The organism is Arthrobacter sp. Cr_A7 (assembly GCF_029222765.1).
Classification (GTDB): domain Bacteria; phylum Actinomycetota; class Actinomycetes; order Actinomycetales; family Micrococcaceae; genus Arthrobacter.
In genome coordinates, this window is sequence record NZ_JARHXQ010000154.1 from 1 (window position 1) to 24067 (window position 24067).

At 67.7% G+C, this 24067-nt stretch carries 20 protein-coding genes and 1 pseudogene; 10 read left to right on the forward strand and 11 right to left on the reverse strand.

Annotation, left to right across the window (positions count from 1 at the left end; genetic code table 11):
* Positions 1-107: 107 nt before the first annotated feature.
* The gene (locus P2Q66_RS09555) at positions 108-842 is read right to left on the reverse strand and encodes a GAF and ANTAR domain-containing protein (RefSeq protein ID WP_079596740.1); all 735 of its coding nucleotides are present in this window, start codon (positions 840-842) and stop codon (positions 108-110) included.
* Positions 843-1025: 183 nt separating this feature from the next.
* Here P2Q66_RS09555 and P2Q66_RS09560 point away from each other — a divergent pair, with 183 nt between their 5' ends.
* On the forward strand, positions 1026-2072 hold the full coding sequence (locus P2Q66_RS09560; RefSeq protein WP_275727532.1) for an aldo/keto reductase: 1047 nt from the start codon (positions 1026-1028) through the stop codon (positions 2070-2072).
* A 219-nt stretch (positions 2073-2291) separates the two neighbouring features.
* Here P2Q66_RS09560 and P2Q66_RS09565 read toward each other — a convergent pair whose 3' ends face one another.
* Positions 2292-3512, reverse strand: coding sequence for a DDE-type integrase/transposase/recombinase (locus P2Q66_RS09565; protein WP_275727533.1), 1221 nt, complete (start codon positions 3510-3512; stop codon positions 2292-2294).
* 183 nt (positions 3513-3695) lie between these two features.
* Between P2Q66_RS09565 and P2Q66_RS09570 the strand changes: the two are divergent.
* Positions 3696-3869: pseudogene (locus P2Q66_RS09570) on the forward strand (DUF3040 domain-containing protein); the annotation flags it as partial.
* On the opposite strand, the gene P2Q66_RS09575 reads toward P2Q66_RS09570, so the two are convergent.
* On the reverse strand, positions 3825-4937 hold the full coding sequence (locus P2Q66_RS09575) for a DMT family transporter (protein ID WP_275727537.1): 1113 nt from the start codon (positions 4935-4937) through the stop codon (positions 3825-3827). The pseudogene P2Q66_RS09570 and the gene P2Q66_RS09575 overlap by 45 nt on opposite strands.
* Positions 4934-5527, reverse strand: coding sequence for a TetR/AcrR family transcriptional regulator (locus P2Q66_RS09580; RefSeq protein ID WP_275727538.1), 594 nt, complete (start codon positions 5525-5527; stop codon positions 4934-4936). The genes P2Q66_RS09575 and P2Q66_RS09580 overlap by 4 nt, the downstream gene beginning before the upstream one ends.
* Before the next feature lie 135 nt (positions 5528-5662).
* Here P2Q66_RS09580 and P2Q66_RS09585 point away from each other — a divergent pair, with 135 nt between their 5' ends.
* From P2Q66_RS09585 to P2Q66_RS09605, 5 genes are all read left to right on the forward strand, one after another.
* Entirely contained in the window at positions 5663-6523 is an 861-nt protein-coding gene (locus P2Q66_RS09585; RefSeq protein ID WP_275727539.1) for an SDR family NAD(P)-dependent oxidoreductase, read from the forward strand.
* Positions 6524-6833: 310 nt separating this feature from the next.
* Positions 6834-7310 carry a hypothetical protein gene (locus P2Q66_RS09590; RefSeq protein WP_275727540.1) on the forward strand — a complete coding sequence of 159 codons (477 nt, stop codon included), beginning with the start codon at positions 6834-6836 and terminating at the stop codon, positions 7308-7310.
* A 29-nt stretch (positions 7311-7339) separates the two neighbouring features.
* Entirely contained in the window at positions 7340-9226 is a 1887-nt protein-coding gene (locus tag P2Q66_RS09595) for a glycoside hydrolase family 15 protein (RefSeq protein ID WP_275727542.1), read from the forward strand.
* A 206-nt stretch (positions 9227-9432) separates the two neighbouring features.
* A complete protein-coding gene (locus P2Q66_RS09600; RefSeq protein ID WP_079596747.1) occupies positions 9433-9732 on the forward strand; it encodes a DUF4193 domain-containing protein in 300 nt (99 codons plus the stop codon).
* Positions 9733-9912: 180 nt separating this feature from the next.
* Positions 9913-10983 carry a quercetin 2,3-dioxygenase gene (locus tag P2Q66_RS09605; RefSeq protein ID WP_275727544.1) on the forward strand — a complete coding sequence of 357 codons (1071 nt, stop codon included), beginning with the start codon at positions 9913-9915 and terminating at the stop codon, positions 10981-10983.
* Between the two features lie 74 nt (positions 10984-11057).
* On the opposite strand, the gene P2Q66_RS09610 is transcribed toward P2Q66_RS09605, so the two are convergent.
* The 7 genes from P2Q66_RS09610 to P2Q66_RS09640 form a co-directional block, all read right to left on the reverse strand.
* Complete coding sequence (locus P2Q66_RS09610) at positions 11058-12290, reverse strand: DUF3500 domain-containing protein (RefSeq protein ID WP_275727547.1); 1233 nt, start codon at positions 12288-12290, stop codon at positions 11058-11060.
* A complete protein-coding gene (locus tag P2Q66_RS09615; protein ID WP_275727549.1) occupies positions 12268-14067 on the reverse strand; it encodes an FAD-dependent monooxygenase in 1800 nt (599 codons plus the stop codon). The genes P2Q66_RS09610 and P2Q66_RS09615 overlap by 23 nt, the downstream gene beginning before the upstream one ends.
* Entirely contained in the window at positions 14067-14933 is an 867-nt protein-coding gene (locus tag P2Q66_RS09620) for a fumarylacetoacetate hydrolase family protein (RefSeq protein WP_275727552.1), read from the reverse strand. Before P2Q66_RS09620 ends, P2Q66_RS09615 begins: the two co-directional genes overlap by 1 nt.
* A gap of 77 nt (positions 14934-15010) precedes the next feature.
* Positions 15011-15880 (reverse strand): alpha/beta hydrolase, encoded by an 870-nt coding sequence (locus P2Q66_RS09625; RefSeq protein ID WP_275727555.1) that lies wholly within the window; start codon positions 15878-15880, stop codon positions 15011-15013.
* Positions 15881-16058: 178 nt separating this feature from the next.
* Entirely contained in the window at positions 16059-17012 is a 954-nt protein-coding gene (locus P2Q66_RS09630; protein ID WP_275727556.1) for an alpha/beta hydrolase, read from the reverse strand.
* Positions 17012-18049: an alpha/beta hydrolase gene (locus P2Q66_RS09635; RefSeq protein ID WP_275727558.1), complete on the reverse strand. Its 1038-nt coding sequence runs from the start codon at positions 18047-18049 to the stop codon at positions 17012-17014. The genes P2Q66_RS09630 and P2Q66_RS09635 overlap by 1 nt, the downstream gene beginning before the upstream one ends.
* Positions 18046-20736, reverse strand: a complete 2691-nt coding sequence (locus tag P2Q66_RS09640; RefSeq protein ID WP_275727561.1) for an alpha-L-rhamnosidase — start codon at positions 20734-20736, stop codon at positions 18046-18048. The genes P2Q66_RS09635 and P2Q66_RS09640 overlap by 4 nt, the downstream gene beginning before the upstream one ends.
* A 162-nt stretch (positions 20737-20898) precedes the next feature.
* Here P2Q66_RS09640 and P2Q66_RS09645 point away from each other — a divergent pair, with 162 nt between their 5' ends.
* The 3 genes from P2Q66_RS09645 to P2Q66_RS09655 all read left to right on the forward strand — a co-directional run bounded on the left by P2Q66_RS09645 (position 20899) and on the right by P2Q66_RS09655 (position 24044).
* Positions 20899-21729 carry an IclR family transcriptional regulator gene (locus P2Q66_RS09645; protein WP_275727564.1) on the forward strand — a complete coding sequence of 277 codons (831 nt, stop codon included), beginning with the start codon at positions 20899-20901 and terminating at the stop codon, positions 21727-21729.
* 212 nt (positions 21730-21941) lie between these two features.
* Positions 21942-22397: an Hpt domain-containing protein gene (locus P2Q66_RS09650; RefSeq protein WP_254865530.1), complete on the forward strand. Its 456-nt coding sequence runs from the start codon at positions 21942-21944 to the stop codon at positions 22395-22397.
* 306 nt (positions 22398-22703) lie between these two features.
* Complete coding sequence (locus tag P2Q66_RS09655) at positions 22704-24044, forward strand: MFS transporter (RefSeq protein ID WP_115524033.1); 1341 nt, start codon at positions 22704-22706, stop codon at positions 24042-24044.
* The last annotated feature ends 23 nt before the right edge of the window (positions 24045-24067 follow it).

The following is a 24067-nucleotide window of genomic DNA, read 5'->3' on the forward strand; positions in this document are numbered from 1 at the left end:
CGGCTGGAACCGGAGCTGCTATCCGCAACGCCGGTTCCAGCCGGACTTCCTCCATGCCCTCCCGTTGAGGGCTCCAAGTGTGTGGTTCAAGGCCCGCAGTGCGCGGTTCAGGGCTCGAAGTGCGTGGTGACCGCTCCACCATTCACCCGCACCAGGATGTCCGCCGCCAGTTCCCGGAGCTTCTGGTTGCGGTGGCTGGACGCCTTGGTGAGGAGCGCCATCGCCTCTTCCTGGGAGCAGCGGTTCTGGGCCATGATCACGCCACAGGCGAGGTCGATGGTGGTGCGGTGTTCCATGGCTGCCGTCAGGTCATCGGCAAGGTTCTGCGCATCGGCAATCTTCAGGGCCAGCCGCAGTGCACGGCCGGCGAGGTCCGCAAAGCCTTGTGCCGTGGAGATGACGGCATCGGAGAAGACCCCGGGTTCGGAAGCAAAGAAGTTCAGCGCGGCCGACTGGTGCTGGTCCAGTTCCAGGGGAACTCCCAGGGCACTGCGGCAGCCGTGTTCGGCGAGGACTTTCCGGTACTGCGGCCAGCGCGGTTCCGTGTCCACGTCTGCCAGGACAACGGGCTTCATTATCTCCAGTGCGGTCAGGCAAGGCCCCTGGCCCAGCGCCTGTTCCAGCTCGTCCAGCTCGCGTGCGCGGTCGCTGTTGCCCGCAACCGTGGTGCTGCGCTTGCGCCGCCGGAGCGTGACGCCGCATTCGATGACCGAACCGGCGGATTCGGACACAGATGACGCCGCCACCGTGGACAGCTCGCCGAGGAAGCCGTTCACGTTGGTGCTGCCGATTATCAGGTCGTGCAGCTTAGCGAACTGCTCGTCAGAACTTGGGGTGGCCATTCCCCAATATAAGCCTGGGGACGGGCTCGGCGCGCGCCATAAAACGTCATCGCCGCACTTCATGGTTACTCCGTGCGTCGAAAAGAGAAGGACTAAGGCAGGAATCTTCAGGCCTCCGGCGGATCTGTGTAGCCTCGTGACGATCAAGGGCATGCAACGCAAGGCATCGGGAGGAGACCGGGGATGAGCCTCAGCGAACTGCGGGTGTTCGGGCGGTCGGGGACCCCCATCAGTCCGCTCACTTTGGGCACCATGAATTTCGGCGAAGGAACGGGCGGACCGTCCGGCGCGCCCACCGGCGCCGAGGAGAGCATCCGCATCATCCACGCGGCGCTCGACGCCGGGATCACCGCCATCGACACCGCGGACGTCTACTCACAGGGCCAGTCCGAGCAGGTGGTGGGCAGGGCACTGCGCGGCCGCCGCGACGACGTCTTCCTCGCCACCAAGTTCCACGGACAAATGAGCGCCAACCCCGCCCATTCCGGAAACTCGCGCCGCTGGATCACCCAGGCCGTGGAGGGAAGCCTCCGCCGGCTGCAGACCGACCGCATCGACCTCTACCAGGCCCACCGGCCGGACTACAACACCGATGTCCTGGAAACCATCACCACCCTCAACGACCTGATCCGGCAGGGCAAGATCCTCTACTACGGCACGTCCGTGTTCACCCCGGCGCAGCTCGTGGAGGCGCAGTGGCTGGCCACCACCAACCACCTCATTCCGCCGCTGGGCAACCAGGTGCCGTACTCCATGCTGGTGCGCGGCAACGAGCGCGACGTGCTGCCCATCGCCCAGCAGTATGGCCTGGGCGTCCTGGCCTACGGGCCGCTGGCAGGCGGCTGGCTGTCCGGCAACTTTGTGCTCGAGTCCGGCCAGGCGCCCACCCGGGTACATTCGCTCCCCGGACGGTATGACATCTCCGGACCGTCCAGTGAGCGCAAACTCCTGGCCGCGGACTCACTGGCCCGGCTGGCCGACAAGCTGGAGCTCTCGCTCGTGGACCTGGCGGTTGGCTTTGCCCTGGCCCACCCGGCCATCAGCAGCGTGATCATCGGCCCGCGCAACGAGGAGCACCTGCAGGCATACCTGCGCGCGGCGGATGTCCGGCTCGGTGAATCCGTCCTGGACGCCATCGATGACCTGGTGCCGCCGGGCACCAACTTCGTGGAGCGCGACGCTGGCGCCATCGTCCCGTCCATCGAGTTCGCGGAACTGCGACGGCGGTAGCTGCGGTGGGCTGGCCCCGTCGCCGGACCCGCCGCAGGTCCACGTGGCAACCCGGCCAGAACGCCAGGGCGGGGAGTCCCGCCAGGATCAGCCTCTAACCCGCATTGGCCGTGCCGTCCATAAAGACCAGCCGGTTCGAAGAGACGGGCTGGGTGGAGAGGGGCGTCAAGCCCGGCGCCGGCAGGTCCCTGTTGCCTCACGTCAATAGGTCCGGGAAGACTACTTCGTTGCCTCACTGGAAAAGGTCCGCTTCGGGTACGAGTTGAACCAGGTGTTGATCTTGTAGTCGCGGGGAGCAGCTTTGGCCTGGCTGAGAGCTTCAAGCTGTCCGGTCAGGGCCAGGATCTGCCGGGACATTGCCGCCGGTTTGAGGCGTTTGAACTGCGCATTCATGCTGATGACGGGTTGCTTCCGGACATTCGGATGTCCGGCGGCGCGTTGGTGAGGGGTGAGTGCGGCATCATGTTTCTTCACCATCTTGGCCCCATGGCGTTCCTTCGAAAGCAGCTTCTGCTGGGGCAGCAGGTAGTTCGTGAAGAGCGCATCAAGTTCCCAGATGGCGTTGAGTTTTTCCAGTTCCGCGGCGGTGTCGTAACGGTAGTAGCCCACCAGCTCACGGACACGCGCCCAGTTCTTCTGTTCCACATGGGCCCCATCGTTCTTGTTCCCCGGCCGGGACCTGGTGAAGGTGATCTGCCGGGCATGGCAGTACTCCAGCAGGTAGTCGTTGATGAACTCGGACCCGTTGTCCGAGTCGATCCCAAGGATCGGGAACGGGAACCTGCCCAGGGCGTACTGCAGGGCTGCGAACACCCATTTCTGGGCCTTGTTCGGAACCGATCGGTTCACCGTCCATCCGGTCGCGATATCAGTAACGGTCAGGGTGAAGCAGAACTGTCCGGACGCCACGCCGCCTTCATGTCCGACCAGGTCGATCTCAACGAACCCGGGCACCGCGTCGTCCCAGTCCGCCCAGGTCCTTACCGGGATCTGGGATTTCAGCAGCGATCCGGGTTTGGTATGCGACCGGCCCCGCAGCACCAGTTTCGCCCGCTCGGGAGCCAGTTTCAGGTCGATCGTTGCCGCGCTCATCCGCATCAGCAGTACCGCCTCCGCGTCCGTCAGGTCCAGCTCCGCGTCCCGGCGCAGCAAGGGCACGAGCACCGGCAGCATCGGCGCCAGCCTCTTGCCGGCCGGGCCCCGCAACACCGCCCAGCAGACCACTAGCGCCTCGATCACCCGTGGACCATAAACCGGTGGCCGCGGCGCACGGGTACGGACCGGGCGCAGCTCCAGAGCCTGACGCAAAGCCCGCCGCGCATAATCCCGGTTCCAGCCCGTCAGCTCCACCAGTTCATCCAGAATCCGCACCTTCTCCAGCCGGTTCCCGCGGGCATACGCCCGGGCCTTGATCACCGTGACGGCCTTGCGCTGGCTCATCGTCAGTCCCATCCCTCAAGGAGGTCCGCCTCGCCTCTTCCCGGACCTTCTCCAATGAGGCAACGTATCCCGCTACGCGGACCTTTCTCATGAGTCAACGCGAGGTCTTGACTGGGCGGGATAAGGCTCCTACGGTCAATACCGATATCCGCATCTCGTGAAATGCAGGGGCATGCCATGCCAATGTCCGAAGAGGAGCGGAGGCTGCTCAAGGAGCTGGAGCTGGGCCTGATTGCCGACGATCCCCACCTGGCCATGGAGCTGCTCTCCGGTTACCCGGCCCGCCGCTTTCCGGCAGGCCTTTTCACTGGCTCAGCCGTTTGCCTGATAGGGCTGGTACTCCTGATGGCGGGAATCGGCAGCGAGGGGCCTGCCGCCGTCGTCCTGGGTATTTTGCTGCTGGGGCTGGGCGCCTGCCTGGTCCTGGCCCGGTTCTTCCCGCACTGGCAGCGGCGCCGGGAACAGCCCACCGGTTGACCCGTGCCCGCTGCCGCCCGGCGTGCGCCCCGTGGCACGGCGGGTGACCGGCGTCAGGATGAACAGGCTTCCCAGTACGACGGCGGCGCCAAGCCAGCCAAGTGCCGGGAGCCGTTCCCCCACCACCAGCACGGCGAGGACCGCGGCCACCACCGTTTCCAGCAGGGAGATGCCGGTGGCAGTGCTTGCCCGGATGCGGGCCAGCCCCCAGCCGAACAGGACGTACCCTGCGAACATCGGAACCAGCGCCATGTAGGCGCCCACCGAGAAGTTGGTCCACGACTCCAGCAGCGGCCTGCCCGTCACAGCGAGCACCGGCATCAGCAGCAGCCCGCCAATGCCGAAAACCGCGCCCATGGCGGCCCTGGACGTGATCCCGCCGCCGATCAACCGGTGTGCTGCCCAGGAATAGAGGGCGTACGTGCCGCCGGCCACCAGCCCCAGCAGGATGCCCACGGTCGAGGCCCACGGGCCGGCAGCCCCGGAAGCGTCCGGACCATGGCCGGCAAAGGACAGCAGCCCCGCGCCGGCCACTCCGAGCGCCGCACCGATGACCCACCGCCGGGTGAGCGGCTTACGGTCCGCGAACCGCTCGATCAGCGCCGCGGCAACGGGGGCCGAGCCGATTGAGACCACGGTTCCGATGGCCACCCCGGAAAAATGCATCGAGCTGTAGAAGGCAAGGGGGTAGACGGCAACGGCTGCTGCCGCCAGGGATACCAGGCGCGATCGCTCCAGCAGGCCGCGCCGCTGGTCCATGATGTGCCTGGCCGCGTACACCGCCTGCAGCAACCCGCCGATGCCCATCGCTACGGCTCCGATGGCAAGCGGGCTCACGGACGGGGCAAACGTGGCCGCCGTTCCCGTGGTTCCCCAGAGTATTGACGCCGCCACCACAAAGAGGGCGCCCCAGAGCGGGGTGTTCGGCTGGCTGCGATCTGCTGTCACAGGTCCTCCAGCATCCGGACGGCGATGGCTCGGGCGTCCTGGAGCCGGTCATCCCGGCCCTCCAGGCCCGCCCTGGCCATGGCACCCTCCAGCAGGAAGGACAGGTGCCGGGCCAGGTCCGCGGCCCGTTCTTCCTCCCCCGGCAGCAGCCCGGCCACATGCTCCCCCAGGAGGCTTTCCACTTCTTCCTTATGCTGCCGGACGGCAAGCCTGCCGGGGTCACCCGCCGGCAGTTCCGCTGCGGCATTGAGGAGGCCGCAGCCCCGGAAACCGTGGCTGTAGGCAGCGTTGGCGTGGTCCACATAGGCGTCGAAGATGGCAAGTACGCCTTCCCGGGGACCCCTCGCCGCCTGCAGCCTCCCCCGGTACAGGCTGAGCCATTCCTCATGCCGGGCTTCCAGGTAGGCCGCCACCAGGTCGGCTTTGGACGAGAAGTTGTTGTACAGGCTCTTCTTTGCCACTCCCGCTTCCGCGGTAATCGTGTCGATACCGGTGGCGGCGACGCCCCGGGCGTAGAACAGCCGGGCAGCGGCGTCGAGGAGCAACTCGCGGGCCGGACGCCTGGGCGGGATGGAAACGTGGTGGGACATACAGCTCCTAAGAGTAGGTAGACTAGTATACCTACTTGGTGCGGTTTCACATGCCTGCCCGGGCAACCCTTGGGCTATGGCCAGGACCGGTGATTCGTGCTGGGATATTGACGGGATGGGAAGCGTCGGGAGGCGATGGCCGTGGGTTCGATGGATGGACGCGTTGCGCTGGTAACCGGGGCGACGGGCGGCCTGGCAAAGGCAGTGGCCGCCGGCCTGGCCCGGGAAGGCGCCACGGTCGTGGTGGTGGGCCGCACCGCGGCGCGGGCGGACGAAGCGATGGGGGAAATCCGCAGCCGGGTTCCGGCAGCGACGCTTGAGCCGCTCGCCTGTGACCTTTCCTTGCAATCCTCGATCCGTTCCGCCGCGGACACGTTCCTGTCCCGGCATGACCGGCTCGATGTCCTGGTCAACGCGGCGGGGGTGTTCCGCAAGGAACGCCACGAGACCGCCGACGGGCTTGAACTTACCTTCGCCACCAACGTGGTGTCCTACTTCCTGCTGACCAGCCTTTTGCTCGACGCCCTGAAGAGAGGCGCCGCCACGAACGGGTCTGCACGGATTGTGAACATCGCTTCGAGGTACGGGAATACGCGACTCACCTTTGACGACCTGCAGACCACCAAGGGCAAGTACAGCTACCTCCGCTCCACTCCACCCACCATGCTCGCCCGCGTCCTCCTGACGCAGGAGTTCGCGGAGCGGCTGAAGGGATCCGGCGTTGTGGCAAACGCTGCACATCCGGGCCTGGTCAAGAACACTGCACTGCTGCGGGACGTGGGCGGGCCGTTCCGGTGGGTCACCAACACGTTCGGCAGCCCGGCCGGCAAGGCTGCCGACACCCCTCTATGGCTGGCCACCTCAAGCGAAACTGCTGGAGTTACCGGCAAGCTGTGGGCCCGGCGCAAGGAACTGCCGACGCCGGGAATGGGCTCGGACCCGCAGGCCCGCCGGCGGCTCTGGGAAGAGTGTTCCCGGCTGACCAATCGCCCGTAAGGCGACCTTCTCCCGCAGGCGCCGGGTCTCGCGTCTCGCCTTTCGCATCTCGCATCTCGCATCTCGCATCTCGCATCTCGAGCAATCCTTCTCGACTACGGCCGCGTCCGTTCAGCCGCCACCTTGCCGTCCGACGCGGCTCCTCACGCCCTGCCCACAGCGTCTTGACAGGCCCCTGCACCGGCTCTAAATTCAAGGTATTCCTTTTTAGAGCGAGGAGCCATGCTTTCTCCCACAATGCCTCTCTACACCGGCGCCGATGCACCGGCCCGGGCTTCCGGAAGGCAAGCCCGGAGCGGGGCGGCATGAGATGGACTGGCAAGGGTGGGCCCTCTTCGGACTGCTCGCAACGGCGGCACTGACAGTTGTCCTGATCGCCGCTCAGATGGCGGGGCTCACGCGGCTTGACCTTCCACTGGTGCTAGGCACCATGGTGACGCCGGATCCGGACCGGGCACGGGTGGTGGGCTTCTTCATCCACCTCGTGGTGGGCCAGGTGTTCGCCCTCGGGTACGCCGCAACGTTCGCCCTGCTGGGCCGGGCAACCTGGTGGATCGGCGCACTGCTGGGGCTCCTGCACGTGGCGGTGGCGCTGACCGTCATCCTGCCCCTGCTGCCGGGCGTCCATCCGCGAATGGCGTCCACCAGGGCGGGTCCCGAAACTGCAGCCGTGCTGGAGCCCCCCGGGCTGCTGGGACTGAACTACGGCATCCAGACGCCGGCAGTCGCCGTCGTGGCCCATCTGGTCTACGGTGCCATGCTCGGACTCCTGTTGAGGGCGCTATGAAACGCGGGCCGGCGCCGTGGCAACAGGCCATGCCCGGCAGGAAGGCCACGGCACCACCACTTCCGGCTCACCCACCTCCCCGTCCTGCCCACCCCTGGCAGCCGGCGCCCATCGCGGACTACGGGTTAGTGGGCGACACCCGGACGGCGGCCCTGGTGTCCACCCGGGGGTCGGTGGACTGGATGTGTGCTCCGGCTTTCGACGGCGAGCCCATCTTCGGTGCCCTGCTCGGAGGAGAGGACGCCGGCTGGTTTTTGGCAGGTCCCGCCGGACCGGCTGGACTGGCAACGCGCCGGTACCGGGGCAACACCGCCACCCTGGAAACCGTTTGGCAGTCCGGCAGGGGAAGGCTGACCCTGACGGAGGCGATGGTGGCGGAAGTATCGGGTGCCCTTCTCCCGGCGACGTTCCTTGTCAGGCGGCTCAGTGCTGAGGGTGCCCCGGTGACCGCCGCCGTCTGTTTCAATCCGCGCCTGGGCGAAAACCACCGCCGGCCACGGGTGAGCAAACGCGGCCGGGACATCGTCTGCGAGTGGGGACCGCTGGCGCTCTCGCTGGGCTGCAGTACGGAGTTTCCGCTGGAATGCGGCACGCAGCAGACCTTGACCGTGCATCCCGGCCGGCCGGTCACGCTGGTCCTCGCACTGGCGAACGGGGAACCGCTCATCCATCTGGACCCATCGGCAGCCTGGGACCTGCTCCGCCGGGACGAACAGCGGTGGGAGGCATGGTCGGTGGCGGTGGACGCGGACATGCCGTTCCGCGCGCACGTGCTGCGGAGCCTGCTCACCCTCCGGCTGCTCACCTACTCCCCCTCGGGCGCTCCGGTCGCCGCCCCCACAACATCCTTGCCGGAGGACCCCGGCGGAATACGGAACTGGGACTACCGGTACGCCTGGCCGCGGGACGCAAGCATCGGCGTCGGCGCCTTTTTGCGGGCAGGCAAAACCGACGAAGCCCTCGCCTTCCTCGGCTGGCTGCTGCATGCCAGCCGGCTCCAGCGTCCCCGGCTCCCCGCACTGCTGACGCTGGCCGGCGGGCATGTTCCCCGGGAACGGGTGCTTCAGGGCTGGCCTGGCTACACGGGGAGCAGGCCGGTGCGGACCGGCAACGGCGCGGCCGGGCAACACCAGCTGGACGGTTACGGCTGGGTGCTGGACGCGGCATCCGTCCTGGTGGACGGCGGCCACCCGCTCTATTCGGAAACGTGGCGGGCCATGCGCGGGTTTGCCGACCTTGTGGCGTCGCAATGGGCGGAGCCCGACGCCGGCATCTGGGAGATTCGCGCTGACGCCGCCCACCATGTCCATTCCAAACTGATGGCCTGGCTTGCACTGGACAGGGCGCTGCGCATCGGAACCACGCACCGCCTCAGCAGCGGCCACCGCCGTCGCTGGCAGCTGGCGCGGGATGCGCTTGCGGCTGAGATCCGCAGCAAAGGCGTGGATCCGGCCCGGAACACATACACCCGGACCTACGGTTCTCAGGACCTGGACGCCGCCCTGCTGGTTCTTCCGCTGATTGGACTCGACGAACCGGAATCGGCCAGGGTCCGGGCCACCGTGGATGCCGTCAGGACGGAATTGGCCGCCGGCGGCCCCCTGCTGTACCGGTACCCGCCGGGGAAGGACGGGCTGGCCGGCGGCGAAGGCGCCTTCCTCCCGTGTTCCTTCTGGCTGGTGCAGGCGTTGGCCATGACCGGCAGGAGCGCCGAGGCGGAGGCAGCATTCCGCTCCCTGCTGGACCTGGCTTCCCCGCTGGGGCTCTTCAGCGAAGAGCTGGACCCTGCATCGGGCGCGCTCCTGGGCAACTACCCGCAGGCCCTCACCCACGCCGCGCTGGTCCAGGCCGCTTTGGCGCTCCGGGACAACCCGCCCATCAACCCAGGAAAGTCCCACACCGAGGCCGGACCATAAAGTGAGCCGGCAGGTCGATCCGGCAAGCACAACCAGCAGGAACCCATCGGCTTCGTGGGAGCCGTGGCTGCCGCCGTCCCCGCGCTATGGCGTCTGCAACCGTAATTCAGTATCTTGGCAGCGCCGGGAATATCTGGGGACCGCCCCGGGTTTTCGCTCTGTCCAGAATAATCTGGGCACCAGAAGCCGGACAGGAGAACGCATCAATGGCAGTTGACTACGACGCTCCGCGGGTGACACCGGAGGAAGAACCCAATGTCGCCCTGGAGGAGCTCAAGACCGAGAAGCCGGGGCGCCGGGAGGCAACCCCCGACGTTGACGAGACGGACCTCGCGGACAGCTTTGAGCTACCCGGAGCCGACCTTTCGAACGAGGAACTCCAGATCCAGGTGGTCCCGGTCCAGGCCGACGAATTCACCTGTATGTCCTGTTTCCTGGTTCACCACCGCAGCCAGTTGGCGAGGGAAAAGGACGGCAACAAGTACTGCCGGGAGTGCGAGTCCTGACGGGGAGCAGCTGGGGAGCAGCTGCAGGGCGGAAGCGGGCCACTCCGCTTCCGCCGGAATCACAGCTGCCTGGGGTTTTGGTTTTCATCCATTGGAATTTCCGGTCGTGGCCGGAGCTGCTGCCAGCCATGATGTAGGTCACGCTCCGGCAAAGGCCGGCCGACTGGAAAGAAGGAAACCATGTCCCTCAGCGTTGAGGAAATGAACACCCAGCTCCCGGCAGCCAACGTGCTGCCCGGCGAAGCGGTCCCCTACTACATGGCGTCCGGCGAGGGTGCACGCTACGAAATCAATGGCCAGCTGGTGACGGTAATCGCCCGCGCGGCGGACACCGGCGGCATCTTCAGCGCCGCCTACATCTCGGGCGGCATGGGCGCGGAATCCCCCTTCGTGAGCCACAAGGTGGAGCACAAGACCCTCTACGTTTTTGACGGCATCCTGCACGTCTGGCTGCCCGGCGAAAGCCGGATCCTCACCCCGGGCGACTCGGTCGTTATCCCGCCGAACACCCCGCACGCCTACCGGATGGCCAGCCACTACACCCGCTTCCTGAACTGGATGACCCCCGGCGGCGCGGAGGCGTACTACGAGCGGGTGGGCAGCCCCATCAACTCCCATGTCCCGCCGGTGCGCGCCGGCCACTCGGCAAGCCTGCAGGAGCAGGCCGAGGTGGGTGCCGAGTTCGGCATCACCTTCCCCGACGTGGAGCGCGTGGCCCCTTCGTTCAAGCACGACGCCGGCCTGCCGCCCACGCAGAGCCCCTACTTCCTCAGTGCCGGGGAAGGCGAGCGCCTGGTCAGCTACCAGACCATGTTCACCTACCTGTCCCGGCCCGCCAACACCGGCTCCAACTACTTTGCGGTACACACCAAGGGCGCCAAGACTCCCTACATCCCGCTGCACTTCCACTCGGAGCACACGGAGAACTTCATCTGCACCGAGGGCCGGATGTGGCTGTACGCCAACGGCCGGGAGGTGCTGCTGACCAAGGGCGACTTTGTACACGCACCGGCCGGCACCATCCACTCCTTCGCCCTGGACTCCCACAACACGCAGATGCTGGGCTTCCTGACGCCGTCGGTCTTCAACGGCTTCTTTGAGTACTTCAACAAGCCCACCGAGGACTACATGTACACCGAGGGCGGAGAGCCCTACATGGACATGGAAGGCTTCGGCCGGGCCCAGGCCGAGATGGACCTGACCGTGGTGGGTCCTCCGCCGCAGCGCCGTGCCGCGCTGGACATCCCCTAGCGTTCCGCCGCAACACCATCAAGCAGCACACAAAGAAGGCCCGGACTTTTGAAAGTCCGGGCCTTCTTGCTGTGTTAGCGGGCTTGCTTCACCAGTTCGCGGCCATAGTCGTTGCCGTTGGGCGTGCGGACCACGGTGTGCATGTGGAACGGGGCGGGCTCGTCGTTGCTGAGGAACACGCCTGTGTGGTGGTCGAGTTCCAGGACCACCACCGGGCTTTGGATGCGGAAGTAGAACGCCTCCTCACCTTTCCAGCCGCCGATCCAGCTGAAGAAGGTCTCGCCATAGTGCTCCTGGATCTCCCGCCGTCGGGCAGCCCTCGGACCATCCGGGAGGTAGGCGATGAAGTCGTCCACCACGGCATCCAGCAGCGCACGGGCGTCCGCCGGCATGCCGGTCACCGGGATGCCCTCGTACGGGATCACCCGGTTGTCCTGGAAGCAGCCGCCCAGGTGGCGTTCGTCGCCGGGATGGATGCGCCCCTCGGGCATGGCGGGATCCACCATCTCCTGGTACACGGTTGCCTCCGCCCGGAGGCCGTCCGGCAGCGCAGCCATCAGAGCGCGGGCCAAGGCGATCCGTTCCTTGAACACCTTGACCCCCTTGTAGGGGCCGTCGTCGATCATGTCCGGCTCGGCGCCCATGAACACAGGTGAGATCACCAGCTGCGTCCCGGCCACCAGGCAGTTCAGCGCGGCGTGATGGCCGAAAATCTGCCAGCCCCACGGCTCGGTCTCGGACGGCTCGCCGTACAGGGCCACGTTGTAGCTGAACTCGTTCATCAGCAGCGGCAACTCCACCAGGTCACCCAGGAATCCGTTGATCCGCATCAGGTTGCGCACCAGTTCGTAGCCCTCGGCGCTCAGGCTTGCCTCCACCAGCGCCAGGGCTGCGTCGCGGACCGGCGGGTCCAGCTCATCCAGCCGCAGCCCGGTATCGTGCTGCATGAACTCGGGGTTGGCCCAGCTCTGCCATTCCGGAGCGTCGACGGCGTAGCATAGCTTCAGCTTCTGCTCGGGCGTGACCGCTCCGAGCAGCTTGCCGGCTGCCGCCACCATGTCCGCGGTCGGCGCTTCTTCGCCGGGACGTGCGGCGGCCAGCGGAAACAGGCCTTCACGGCGGACTCCGTCGCTGGTGATGCCGCTAAAGGGCTGCGGATAGAGCTTTTTCCAGCCTTCAATCATGGGCCCGGCGAAGGAATCGGTGGTGGCCGCTTCCGCATATTCGCGGGCATTCAGGCCCCGGATTTCCGCCACCCGGGGGTGGTCCGGGGCAAAAAGGAAGTCACGGAATGACAGCGTCGACACGGGTGCTCCTGAAATCGTCGTGGGATGCCGGGCTTTCGAAAACCGGCGGCTGGGATGCCGGCTCCTGGGATTCCGGCTGCTGAGATCTGAGCTGCCGGGTTGCTGCCCGGCCCACGGCGGTGGACAGTGCTGCGGCCGCAGCCCCGGCGGAGCTGCCTCGCCATGCCACGTGCTGGTCCGGACGGACCAGCACGGCGTCCGCTCCCCACAGTTCGGAGGGCGGTGTTCCGTCGTCGAAAGGGCCGACGGCGGCAACGGCCACGGGGATGCCCAGCCGGGCGGCGGCGTCCAGCACCGGCGCAAACGCCTCGGCTGCGGGCACTCCACCCAGCACACCGGCGTCGGCCAGCAGGGTGAAGCCAGAGTCCAGCCGGCTGTAGACAGACGTGGAGTTTTCCAGCCAGGCGTGCGGCAGCAGTGCGCCTGGGCTCGCGGAGGGAACATAGCGGATGGGGTCTTCGACGGGGACTGGCGAACCGTCGGGCACCACCACGGATGAATCACCGTAGGCGTACCCAAGCACCAGGCCCAGGGAATCGAACTCGCTTTGCTTCACGGCGAGTGCCTGCTCCGCCGCCTGCCGGGCGGCTTCGCCTGCCGGGCCTGCCGCGACCAAACCAGGGTCGGCGAAATGGTAGGCCAGTGCCTTGCCGTTGGCCGCGGCGTCGCTGATGGTGCGGGCGGCCACCGGCCGGCGCTCCTCCCCGTAGCTGGCCAGGAGCGCGGGACCGGCCCATCCCGTGATGGTGGCGGCGAGCTTCCAGGCCAGGTTGGCGGCGTCACCGATGCACGTGTTGAAGCCATGTCCGCCCCAGGGCGGGTTGAGATGGGCGGCGTCGCCAACCAGGAAGATCCTGCCTCTGCTGTATTCGGGGGCCAGCAGCATGCGGGCCGTCCAGGGGTCGGTGGCAAGCACATCAACATCCACGTCCGAACCCACCAGGGAGCGCACCAGGGCGGCGGCCTCCTCCTGGTCCACGTCCCGGTCCGGGTCAACCCCCTGCACAATGGCCCACCAGGTGTCCTGCAGGTCCATGGGGCCCACCATGCCTGCTGCCTCCGAGCCCACCACCCAGTACTGGACGGCGGGGTCCAGTGCCACGGCAGATGCGAGCCCGCTGGAACGGAAGAGGATGCTGATGTTGGACAGCGCCGCGGACCCGCCTTCCAGCCTGATGCCCAGGCTGCGCCGCACGGTGGAGGATCCGCCGTCGGCCCCGATCACGTAGTCCGCGGTGATGGTCCGGGTGATGCCGGAAGGGCTGGCGAGGGCGACGGCGTACGGCGCGTCTTCCCCGGAAACCTCCGTCACGGACCAGCCCGTCACAAAGGTCACCAGCGGATTGTGTGCCGCCGCATCGCGCAGCACCTCCTCCAGGACCGGCTGCGGAACCTGCTGTCCGCATTCGGGCTGGGGGCCGTACCGGCCCGGGACCAGCTGGAACGCGTTGCGGAAACGGCGCAGCTCATGCGCCGCGGGACCGGTGAGGCCGGTGCAGAAAATGACGTCCTGCGCGTAGTCCACCGGGAGCGGCGAGGCTGCCCGGAGCGCGTCCGCGAGTCCGAGCCTTCGCAGGTGGGTCATGGTGCGGGCGTTGGTGGTTTTCGCCCTCGGCCGGGTGTGGTCCACCGTTGTTCGCGGCTCGATGACGGTGCTGGGGATACCGCGGGCGGCCAGGTCGAGGGCCAGGAACAACCCGCTGGGGCCGCCTCCGGAGATGAGGACCTGCGCCTCCTCCGGGATCCCGCTTGCCGCCGCGTCCTGGAAGGTGGCCATCAGGCACGGCTCCGGAGTGAAACATCACCGACGGGCGTGGTGAGGGTGCCGAGCTTGTCGATCTCCACCTCGACGGTGTCGCCCGGCTGGAGCAGCCACTGGGGCGTGCGGGCGTAGCCGACACCTTCTGGGGTGCCGGTGGCGATGACGTCGCCCGGGTGCAGCGTGAAGGTCCCGCTGATCAGCGAGATGATGGCCGGTACCGAGAAGATCATGTCGCGGGTGTTGCCGTTCTGGGCCTCCACACCGTTGACCCGGGTGCGCACCTGCAGCCCGTCACGGAGGTCGCCCACCTCATCGCGGCTTACCAGCGGGCCGAGCGGGCCGCTGAAGTCGCCGTTTTTGCCCAGCGTCCACTGCGAGGTGAGCTTTTGGGCGGTGCGGGAGGTGATGTCGTTAAAGGTTGAATAGCCGAAGACCGCCTCTGCGGCCGTGGCCTCGTCCGCAGATTCCACCCGGCGGCCGATGTAGGCGGCAACTTCGCCTTCCCAGTCCAGGCCCGCTTCGCCCGCCGGGACGGGAACGGGAACGTTGCCAACTGACAGGGATGCCGTCCAGCGCCCGAAGAGGGTGGGGTACGGCGGAAGTTCCTGGTCCTTGTAGCTGCCCTCGGCGGCGTGGGCTTTATAGTTCAGTCCCACGCAGATGACCCGCGCGGAAGCGGGGACGAGCGGTACTTCGGTGACGCTGCCGCGCGCCAGCGAGGTGCCGGCGTCGGACGCTGCAGACACCAGCGAGACAGACTTGTCTTGCCAGCCCTCCGCGTCCGCCCAAAAGTCCGAAACCGGGGTGAGCGGGACAACGCGCGTGCCTGCGAGGGCCGCTGCCCAGGGTTCGCCAAGGTGGTTGATGCCGATGAACTGCATGTGAAGCCTTTCGGGTCTGCCCGGCACGCTTCGTGGTGCCGGGTTGGGGAGTCTGTGGTTCTGCTGGGTGGTCTTGTTCAGTGGTTCTGCGCCTGGCGGCGGAAAAAATCGATGGTGGCGGTGGTGGCTTGCTGCGCGGCGGCCTGGTTGGCATCCGGGAGCGCCCACATGTGGTCAGCCTCATCAATCAGGAGAAGTTCGACGGCGGCGCCCGCGGCTTCCAGCGCCGCGGCAAAGGTGGCGGACTGGGCCACGGGGACGTACCGGTCGCTGGTTCCGTGGGCGAGGAGGAAGGGCGGCGCATCCGGGTGTACGTAGGTGATGGGGCTGGCGGCGGCGGCCTTGTCCGGAGCGTCTGCGGGCTGCGCACCGATCAGCAGGGCTTCCCGCGAGCCGGGATCGTCGGCGCGCGCGACGGCGTCCGGCCGGGCCTGTGTGCCCATCCGGTTCAGGTCGGTGGGCGGGTACCAGGCGGCCACTGCGGCCACTCTCTCGTCAGTGGCGTTGCCGGGTTCGCCGAATTTCCTGGCGCCCGCGGTCAGGCCCACCAGGCTGGCGAGGTGTCCTCCCGCCGAATCACCCCAGGCGTAGATGCGGCGCGGGTCCACGTTGTATTCGGCGGCGTGCTCCCTCAGCCACCGGACTGCCGCCTTGGCGTCCAGCAGCTGCGCCGGGAAGGTGGCAACCGTGGTCAACCGGTAGTCGGCGGACGCGACCACAAAGCCGGCGTCCACCAGCTGCTCGATGGGGCTGAGTCCGAAGCTGTCCACGGTTGGTCCCAGCGAGGAGCGACCGCCGGTCCGCCAGCCGCCGCCGTGGAAATGGACGACGGCGGGAAAAGTGCCTCCGGTGGATGTGCTGGCTGGCAGGTAGAGGTCCAGCAGCAGCGGGCTCGAACCCTCGGGGCATGCGAACTCAATGCCTTGAAGGATCCGCCCTGCCGTCATCGTTGACTCCATGTGCACTACGCCGTTCTGTCCGTGTTTTTGTTGTCCGCGGGCCTGCCGTGCGGGCTGCGTCCTGACTCAACTTTCGGGCATATGGCTGCTGCCCGGCGCGGGCGGTTTCACTGAATGAAAAGAGTTCGGCTGGGTCTGGACAGGCCCCGGCAGGCGCTGGAAGCAGTCACCGGGCACGCGCCGAGGACAGCTCCCTGGCCAGGAAATCCAACGCCGGCTGACCCTCGGGAAGTCCGGCCGTGTGGTTCAGGTGACCGTGGAACGCACCTTCCGCCAGGAAGTACGTCAGGGGAACCTTGGCCCGTTCCAGGGCCGAGGCGAACAGCTCGGACGAGCCGCGGGCGTCGTCGTACTCGCACGCCAGCAGGGCCGTGGGCGGAAGCCCGGCAGGGTCCGCGTAGCCGGGCATCGCATAGGACGATGCCATGCTCACCGGCCCGCCCACGTAGTTTTCCGCCTGCCGGATGCAGTCCTCGGGCGTAAACCGCAGGTGCCGCGGCAGCCGCGCCATCACTTCCTCGTCCAGGCCCTTCGCCGGCGGCGAAAGTTCCGCGTGCAGGAACGGGTACGCCAGCAGGAGCTTGGCCGGCAGTGGTTTTCCGGCGTCAATCAAGTACAGGGCGGCACCCACCGCAAGGTTTCCGCCGGCGCCCGCCCCGCCCAGGCACAGAAGCTCCGGGTCCAGGCCAAGGGACCCTGCGTTCTGCCGTGCCCAGAACCACCCTGTCAGGGCGTCGTCGTGCGGAACCGGGAAGGAGACGCCGTCCCGGGCCAGCCGGTAGTCAACGGAGAGCACCGGCGTCCCGCCGTCTGCCAGCACCCGGGCGAGGTAGTCGGATTCGGGGATGTCCAGCCCGCCGCTGACGAACCCTCCCCCGTGCAGCCACACCAGGGCCGGACTGTCCGGGGAAGTCGCCTCACCGTAGATCCGGACACTGACCGGACCGTGCCGGCCTTCGGCGGAGACGGTACGGATGGGAACGTCCGGCCCCGGGGAGCGGACAGCGTCCGGGTTAAGGAACTGGGGGCCTTCCGGGGTGGCCAGGTATTCGGCAAAACCGGCGTCGGGTGCCAGGCCGCTGCCGGCAACCGGAGCGGAATGTTCTGTTTGCGGGGACATCACGGCTGCCCCAGCTTCCGGGAAAGGTACGAAACGGCGGTGGCCAGGATGGTGTCCATCTGGTCCTCCGCGCCGAAGAAGCAGTGGTCACCGCCCTTGATGGTGACCACTTCATGCTCCACGCCGGCAGCGGCGAGCGCCGCCGCCAGGAGGTCGGTCTGGGCGTGCGGCACCAGTCCGTCGCGGTCGCCATGGACCAGAAGGAATGGCGGTGCCCCGGCATTGGCGTACGTGACCGGGCTTGCGGCGGCGAGCAGCGCAGGATCGTCCGAGCCGCCCACCAGCATGTACTCGGGCTGCAGTGACATCCCGGCCGGCACTGCGGCCGTCAACGCGGGCGGAAACAGCCCGTCCGGCCTGGCCATGGGCGGGATGTCCACGAGGGAGGAGACGCCGTAGAAATCGACGACGGCGCTTATGGCACTTGGGTGCCCCTGCGCGCCGAGCCCGCCGTCAAGGTCCCCGCGGTTCCCGGTCAGCCCCAGCATGGCCACGAGGTGGCCGCCGGCGGATTCGCCCCAGGCCCCGAACCGGGCGGGGTCCACGCCCAGGACCTCCGCGAATTCCCGGAGGTAGCGGACAGCGGCCTTGAGGTCATGCAGCTGCGCAGGGAAAGGTGCTTCAAGTGAGTGCCGGTAGTCCACAGTGGCACAGGCGATGCCAGCCTTGTTGAGGAGGCGGAACACCGAGTCCGGCGCGAACGTGGGCGGCAGCTCGCGCCGGTCCCCCAGCTGGAACGCGCCGCCGTGGACCCAGAGCACCAGCGGGACCGGGCCGGACGCCTGGCGTGGCAGCCAGACGTCCATCTTCAGCGGCCGGAACCCGATGGCGCGCGCATAGGTGAGTTCCCGGTGCACGGTTGAAATGTCCGAGGCCGGTTCCGGAATTCCGGGGGCGTCGAAGACGGGGAACGGCGGAACATCCACCCCGCCAGGGCGGGAAGTGTCCGGCGGGGAAGTGTCCAGTCGGGAAGTGTCCGGCGGGGCGACATTCTGGCGGGCAGGATCGAATACGTCGGTTGCTTCTTCCACTGTCATAGTGTGCTCCTCACAAGCTCGGGTTTCCGGACGCCACCGGCGGCGGCAAGAAAGGTGTGTGTCCCGGGGCCCACGACGGCGGCGGGCCGGCCGGGCAGCCGTACCTCGGCGCTGGTGCCGGACGGGACCACGGCGGTGAGCGTCAGCCCGCCGTCGTCCGTTGCCCACTGCACTTCAATCAGGCCCTCCGGGCCCTGGTGGGAGGTGCCGGCTGACGTCAGTCCTGCCCCGGGGCGCGGCTCGATGATGACCTGTTTGTAGCCCGCGCTGCCCGGCGCCTGCCGGAGCCCGGCGGTGTAGCGGTGCAGGAAGGACACCACGGCGCCCTTGCTGTAATGGTTGAGCGACTGGTGCGGGGTGCCGTCCGCATCCACTCCGTTCCAGAGTTCCCACATGGTGGTGGCGCCCCGGTCCACCATGGCCAGCCAGGACGGTTCCGTGTCCTGCATCAAAAGCTCGTACGCCAGGTCAAGCTCGCCGTTGTCCGCGAGGACGGGCAGCAGGTAGGGCGTGGCCAGGAAGCCGGTGCCCACGTGGGTGCCGGCGTCCCGGATCAGTGACACCAGTTGCGCGGTGACGGCGGCCCGGTATTCGGGGCTGATTAGGTCGAAGGCCAGGGCGCGGACGCAGTTCGCCTGGCTGGCCTGGGTAACCCGTCCGGCAGCATCGAGGTATTCGGTTTCCCATGCCTGCCGGATGCTGGCCGAGAGCGCGGCCAGGTCCCGGGCTTCGGCGGGGAGGTCCAGGACGTGGGCGATCCGTGCCATCAGCGCGGTGGTGTTCCGGTAGAAGGCGGTGGCCACGATGCCGTGGTCGGCGTCGCGGGCGGCGAACAGGTTGGGCGGCGGCCCGCCCGGTTCCATCCATTCGCCCCAGTGGAAGCCGGTGTCCCACAAGTACTTCTCGTGCGGCGCGGCTACGGGACCGGCGGCTGCGCGGGAGGCGTGCCGCTGCGAGTCGGCGGTGGAACGGACAAAGCCGAGCCAGCGGTTCATGGCGTCCCAGTTTTCCGCAAGGATGTCAGCGTCCCCCGTGGCCAGGTACAGCTCCCACGGGACCATCACGATAGCGTCGCCCCAACCGGCGGACCCGTTCACGAAGGCCATGAAGTCGGCGGAGGTGGCGGCGGGCCCGGGCGAAGGTGAAATGTTGGCAATAATCCCGTTGTCCCATTGGTCCGCCCGCACGTCCCGAAGCCACTTGCGGGAAAAGCCTGTGACGTCGAACAGATAGGCGGCGGTGGGGACGAAGAGCTGCCAGTCCCCGGTCCAGCCGGCCTTTTCGCGTTGCGGGCAGTCGGTGGGGACCTCGCAGGAGTTGTCCCGGAAGCTCCATTCCACGATGTCATGGAGCCGGTTCAGCCGGTCTTCGCTGCAGCTGAAGGAGCCGATGCTCTCCAGGTCGGTCTGGACCAGGCAGCCGGTGATGTCCCCCGGCAGCAGATCGGCCCGGAGCCCTTGGACGGAGACGTACCGGAAGCCGTGCGTGGTGTGCCGCGGCTCGAACATTTCCCCGGGCGTTCCCGAGGCGATGACGGAGTCCACCTGCCCCGCGTCAAGGAAGGCGCCGGGGGAACGGAAGTCGTGCGGGCGGAGGTGGTCGCGGGTGACGTCGCCGGTTTTGTCCAGCGCCTCACCGTAGGCCAGGGTGACTGTCTCGTCCGGGTCCCCCAGCTTTCCGAGCCGCACCCAGCCGTGGATGTTCTGGCCGAAATCCACCACCTGGTTCCCGCCCGCCAGGCGCGTGATGGACACCGGTGCGAACTCCCGGACCACGCGGGTGGGCGGCGCGGTTGGTCCTGCCAGGTTGCGGTACGAGCAGTTGCGGACGACGGCGGCACCCGCCGTGGGTGCGCCGCCGGCCGTCCCCGTGTTGCCGGGAACCCGGAAGTCCACGCGCTGGCCCGCCATCAGGTCTGCGGCCACGATTTCGGTGGATGCGACATGCCAGGACGCGTCGGTGCCGATGACCTTCCGCCCCGGCCCGGACTCCAGTTCCAGCTGGGCAAGGAATGCCGTCTGTGTTCCGTACATGTCGGCGTCGCGCGTGTAACCAAACGTGCCGCGGTACCAGCCATCGGTGAGCACCGCTGTGACGGTGTTGGTGCCCGCGCGCAGCAGCGGGGTGACATCGTGCGTCTGGACCTGGAGGGTGCTGTGGTAGCTGGTGGATCCCGGCGTGAGCTCCTGGTTGCCAACGCGCTGCCCGTTGAGGAAAAGTTCGTAGATGCCATGAGCGGTGGCGTAAGCGCGGGCCATGTCCGGGGCGGCCGCCAGGGAGAAGCTGGTGGAGAGGGCATAGCCGGGGCGCTGTCCCGGCGGAGGGGTTTCCCGCTCCTCCGGGCCGATCCACCGGGCTTGCCAGTCGGAAGGATGCAGGAGTCCCAGTTCCACGGCCATCGGCGCGGACCAGCCGCTGTCCGTTTCGGTGCCGTCGTCACGGATGTTCCACGTGCGGACACGCCATTCGAAGCGGCTCCTCGACTGCAGGGCAGGGCCCGTGTACGGCACCAGCAAGTGCCGGCCGGAGGGCACCCGGCCGGTGTCCCACCCGTTGGTGGCCTGGATGCGGTAGCCCGACTGGGCTGTGGTCCCGGCCGGCGGTGTCCAGCTCAGGCGCGGCCGCGTGGTGGTGAGGCCGATGGCTTCGGCCAGGTGCTCGGCCCGAAGCCGGGTGGGGGCAGTCATGGGACGGACTCCTGAACGTGGGGTGGCTGACGCTTCCAGCTTCGTTTCCGGACTACCTCGGCCCACAGCTCACTTTCATTGACTGGAATAGTATTGTGGGGCAGCTCACTGCGGACCCCATGACTTTGGGTGCATCAATCAACGGCGCTAGGAACTTCTGCCATGACCCAACCCTCCGGAACGGACACCCCTCCTGCCCGTGGAAAGCGGCCCAAACAGGGTGAGCCGGTCATCGACCGCGCGTTGAGCCTGCTGGCAGTTTTCTCCGACCGGCGCAGGGCGCTGACCCTGTCAGAGATGGCGCGGTACGCGGACATGCCCGCCCCCACGGCGCTGCGGCTGATTGCCCGGCTCGTGGCCTGGGGCGCGCTGGAAAGGCTCGACGACGGGCGGTACGTCGTAGGCGTCCGGCTGTGGGAAGTCGCCTCGCTGTCCCCGCGCGGCCACGGCGTCCGCGAGATCGCCCTGCCATACCTGGAGGACCTGTTCGAAGTCACCCGGCACCACGTCCTGCTGGCCGTGCGGGACAACGAGGAAGCCGTGCTGATCGAGCGGCTCTCCGCCAAGGACGCCACCGAGGTGGCCTACCGGGTGGGAGGCCGGGCACCCCTGCGGTCCACCGCCGTCGGACTCGTGCTGCTGGCCGGCGCGGACCAGCAGTTCCAGGAAACCATCCTGGCGAAGGATCCGGAGAATGAGCCCGGCGTGGCCGCCATGCCCGAAGGCCAGGTCCGCAGGACGCTGTCGGATGTGCGGCGTACCGGCATCGCCATGATCCGCCGCACCGTCCCGTCCCGGACCGTCTCGGTCGCCTCGCCGATTTTCGATGCACAGGGCGCGGTGGTGGCCGCCTTGTCCATCGTGGTTCCGGACGGCTCCACTCCCCCGAACGTGCTGGCCCCGGCGGTCCGTGCCGCCGCCAGGGCCGTGTCCCGCAGCCTGGGGCACCAGGCAGCTGTCAGCCCGGATGTGCGGACCCATTCCCAGGGCTGAACGGTTCCAATCCCTGTTTGGGTCAGGCGATCCATAGCGCTCGTCTGCGGGGTTTAAACGTTGGAAAAACCCTAGGCGGCCGGGCCCGGAACCAGACCTGATCCGCCAAACAAATTCCAAGCCCTCCGGCCTACCGTGGCACAAAACCAGCACAGCACCGGCGCCGCCGGGCAGCTGTCCTGGTGCAGGCTGCCGGCAGGGGATGGACAACGATGAAGCTGCGAACCGAATGCACCGCCCCTTCGGGGGAATCCGGCCGCAGGGGCGCAACGGGCGCCCTGGGCGATGCCACTCTGCCGGTGGTGGGGCCGTCATTCCTTGACGGGCTTCGCGAGGAGCTCGACGAATACGAAGGCTGCCGGAGGGTGTTTGCGGACGATTTTATCGAGGGCCTGCCGCGGCGCTTCAACCAGCTGCGGCTGGCCCTGACCACGGGCGACCTCGAGGGGTCGCTGGACGCCGTCCAGGGCCTCAAGCTGTCCAGCCATGCCGTAGGTGCCGAGCGGCTGTCCGCCCTGTTAACGGACCTGGAGGGCGAGATCCGGATCCAGACACGCGAGGCGGATGCCGTAGTCCTTCCGCGGCTCGCAGCGCTGTTCCTTCGGGCCATCCACCAGTGCGGCCTGCAGACCAAACAACGGCTGGAGGCACGTCCCTTCGGGCGCTGACCCGTAGCCGCCCTTCACCAGGTGCGCTCGGCATCCACTTCTGCTGCGGCAGCGGGTGGATGCCTCTTTTGTGCCTACCCCTTGACGTAGTGGTCCACTTCACACTAGATTGTTCAACAACCCCAGATTGTTCAACAACCTGAGTCGAGAAGTTACCGTCCGGCAGGCGGCAATTGCGCAGCGCCGGATGCCCGCCCAACCCAGCGTCTTCGCCAGGCCATGCCGCCATGACCGGGACGCGTCGTCGGCCACCGCCGGCAATTTCAGCCGTACGCAACACCGCACCGCATCCCCTGGAGGACACCAATGGCCATCACGCCAGTACCTGCCGCCGAGCCGACAACGGTTGTCGGACGCAAGGACATGTACAAAGCCTTTGCCGCCAGCCTCACCGGCACCGCGCTTGAGTTCTACGACTTTGCCGTCTACTCGGCAGCAGCCGCGATCGTCTTTCCCCTCATCTTCTTCCCCGCCCAGGATCCGCTGACCGGCACCCTGCTCGCCTTCTCCACCTACGCCGTGGGGTACATCTCCCGGCCAGTGGGCGGCATCATCTTCGGCCGGCTTGGGGACGAGATCGGCCGCAAGAAGGTGCTGGTCATCACGCTGATGCTGATCGGCGTCGCAACCTTCCTGATCGGCCTGCTGCCGACGTACGGCAACATCGGCATCATCGCCCCGGCCGTGCTGGTCCTGCTGCGGTTTGCCCAGGGCGTGGGAGTAGGCGGCGAGTGGGGCAGCGCCGTCCTGCTTTCCAGCGAGTTCGGCGACCCCAACCGCCGCGGGTTCTGGGCCTCCGCCGCGCAGATCGGCCCGCCCGCCGGCAACCTGATGGCCAACGGCGCCCTGGCCGTCCTCACCCTGGTCCTTTCCGAGCAGGCATTCCTTGACTACGGCTGGCGGATCGCGTTCCTCATCTCGGCCGTCCTGGTGGCGTTCGGCCTGTGGATCCGGCTGAAGCTTGAGGACACCCCCGTCTTCCGCGCACTTGAGGCCCGCGGCGAAAAGCCCAACGCACCCATCCGCGAAGTTTTGCTCACCCAGCGCCGCCCGCTGGCAGCAGCCATCCTGAGCCGCATCGGCCCGGACGTGCTGTACGCACTGTGCACCGTCTTCACGCTCACGTACGGCATCCAGAAACTCGGGTTCGACCGCGGCCAGGTCCTGGTGGCAGTGATGATCGGCTCGGCACTCCAGCTCTTCACGATGCCCCTGGCAGGAGCCATCTCGGACCGCATCAACCGCCGGCTCGTCTACGGTGCCGCCGCCGTTGGCGCCTCGGTGTGGGCCTTCGTGTTCTTCTTCGTCCTGGAAGGCAAGTCGCCCACGGTCCTGATCATCGGCACGGTGATGGGACTGGTGTTCCACTCCTTTATGTACGGCCCCCAGGCCGCCTTCGTGGTGGAGCAGTTCAGCCCGCGGCTCCGGTCCACCGGCAGCTCCCTGGCCTACACCTTCGCCGGAATCATCGGCGGCGCGCTGGCACCGTTCATGTTCACCCTCCTGATGGGCGCCTTCAACAGCTGGCTCCCGGTGGCCATCTACCTGACCGCCGCCTGCCTGCTCACCATGGTGGGCCTGGCCCTCGGCCGGGATTCGAACGTGGCGGAGGACGAGGAGTACCTGCTGGAAGGCGCCGCCAACTGACGCTGCAGCGCCAGCCAGCACTC

Bases quoted from the DNA above. Each gene is read 5' to 3' on its own strand.
- P2Q66_RS09605 (WP_275727544.1), top strand. From the start codon at position 9,913: ATGTCCCTCAGCGTTGAGGAAATGAACACCCAGCTCCCGGCAGCCAAC.
- P2Q66_RS09580 (WP_275727538.1), bottom strand. From the start codon at position 5,527: ATGTCCCACCACGTTTCCATCCCGCCCAGGCGTCCGGCCCGCGAGTTG.
- P2Q66_RS09565 (WP_275727533.1), bottom strand. From the start codon at position 3,512: ATGAGCCAGCGCAAGGCCGTCACGGTGATCAAGGCCCGGGCGTATGCC.
- P2Q66_RS09615 (WP_275727549.1), bottom strand. From the start codon at position 14,067: ATGGCCACCTTCCAGGACGCGGCGGCAAGCGGGATCCCGGAGGAGGCG.
- P2Q66_RS09555 (WP_079596740.1), bottom strand. From the start codon at position 842: ATGGCCACCCCAAGTTCTGACGAGCAGTTCGCTAAGCTGCACGACCTG.
- P2Q66_RS09600 (WP_079596747.1), top strand. From the start codon at position 9,433: ATGGCAGTTGACTACGACGCTCCGCGGGTGACACCGGAGGAAGAACCC.
- P2Q66_RS09625 (WP_275727555.1), bottom strand. From the start codon at position 15,880: ATGACGGCAGGGCGGATCCTTCAAGGCATTGAGTTCGCATGCCCCGAG.
- P2Q66_RS09655 (WP_115524033.1), top strand. From the start codon at position 22,704: ATGGCCATCACGCCAGTACCTGCCGCCGAGCCGACAACGGTTGTCGGA.
- P2Q66_RS09645 (WP_275727564.1), top strand. From the start codon at position 20,899: ATGACCCAACCCTCCGGAACGGACACCCCTCCTGCCCGTGGAAAGCGG.
- P2Q66_RS09585 (WP_275727539.1), top strand. From the start codon at position 5,663: ATGGCCGTGGGTTCGATGGATGGACGCGTTGCGCTGGTAACCGGGGCG.
- P2Q66_RS09560 (WP_275727532.1), top strand. From the start codon at position 1,026: ATGAGCCTCAGCGAACTGCGGGTGTTCGGGCGGTCGGGGACCCCCATC.
- P2Q66_RS09640 (WP_275727561.1), bottom strand. From the start codon at position 20,736: ATGACTGCCCCCACCCGGCTTCGGGCCGAGCACCTGGCCGAAGCCATC.
- P2Q66_RS09595 (WP_275727542.1), top strand. From the start codon at position 7,340: ATGCCCGGCAGGAAGGCCACGGCACCACCACTTCCGGCTCACCCACCT.
- P2Q66_RS09630 (WP_275727556.1), bottom strand. From the start codon at position 17,012: ATGTCCCCGCAAACAGAACATTCCGCTCCGGTTGCCGGCAGCGGCCTG.
- P2Q66_RS09650 (WP_254865530.1), top strand. From the start codon at position 21,942: ATGAAGCTGCGAACCGAATGCACCGCCCCTTCGGGGGAATCCGGCCGC.
- P2Q66_RS09635 (WP_275727558.1), bottom strand. From the start codon at position 18,049: ATGACAGTGGAAGAAGCAACCGACGTATTCGATCCTGCCCGCCAGAAT.
- P2Q66_RS09620 (WP_275727552.1), bottom strand. From the start codon at position 14,933: ATGCAGTTCATCGGCATCAACCACCTTGGCGAACCCTGGGCAGCGGCC.
- P2Q66_RS09590 (WP_275727540.1), top strand. From the start codon at position 6,834: ATGGACTGGCAAGGGTGGGCCCTCTTCGGACTGCTCGCAACGGCGGCA.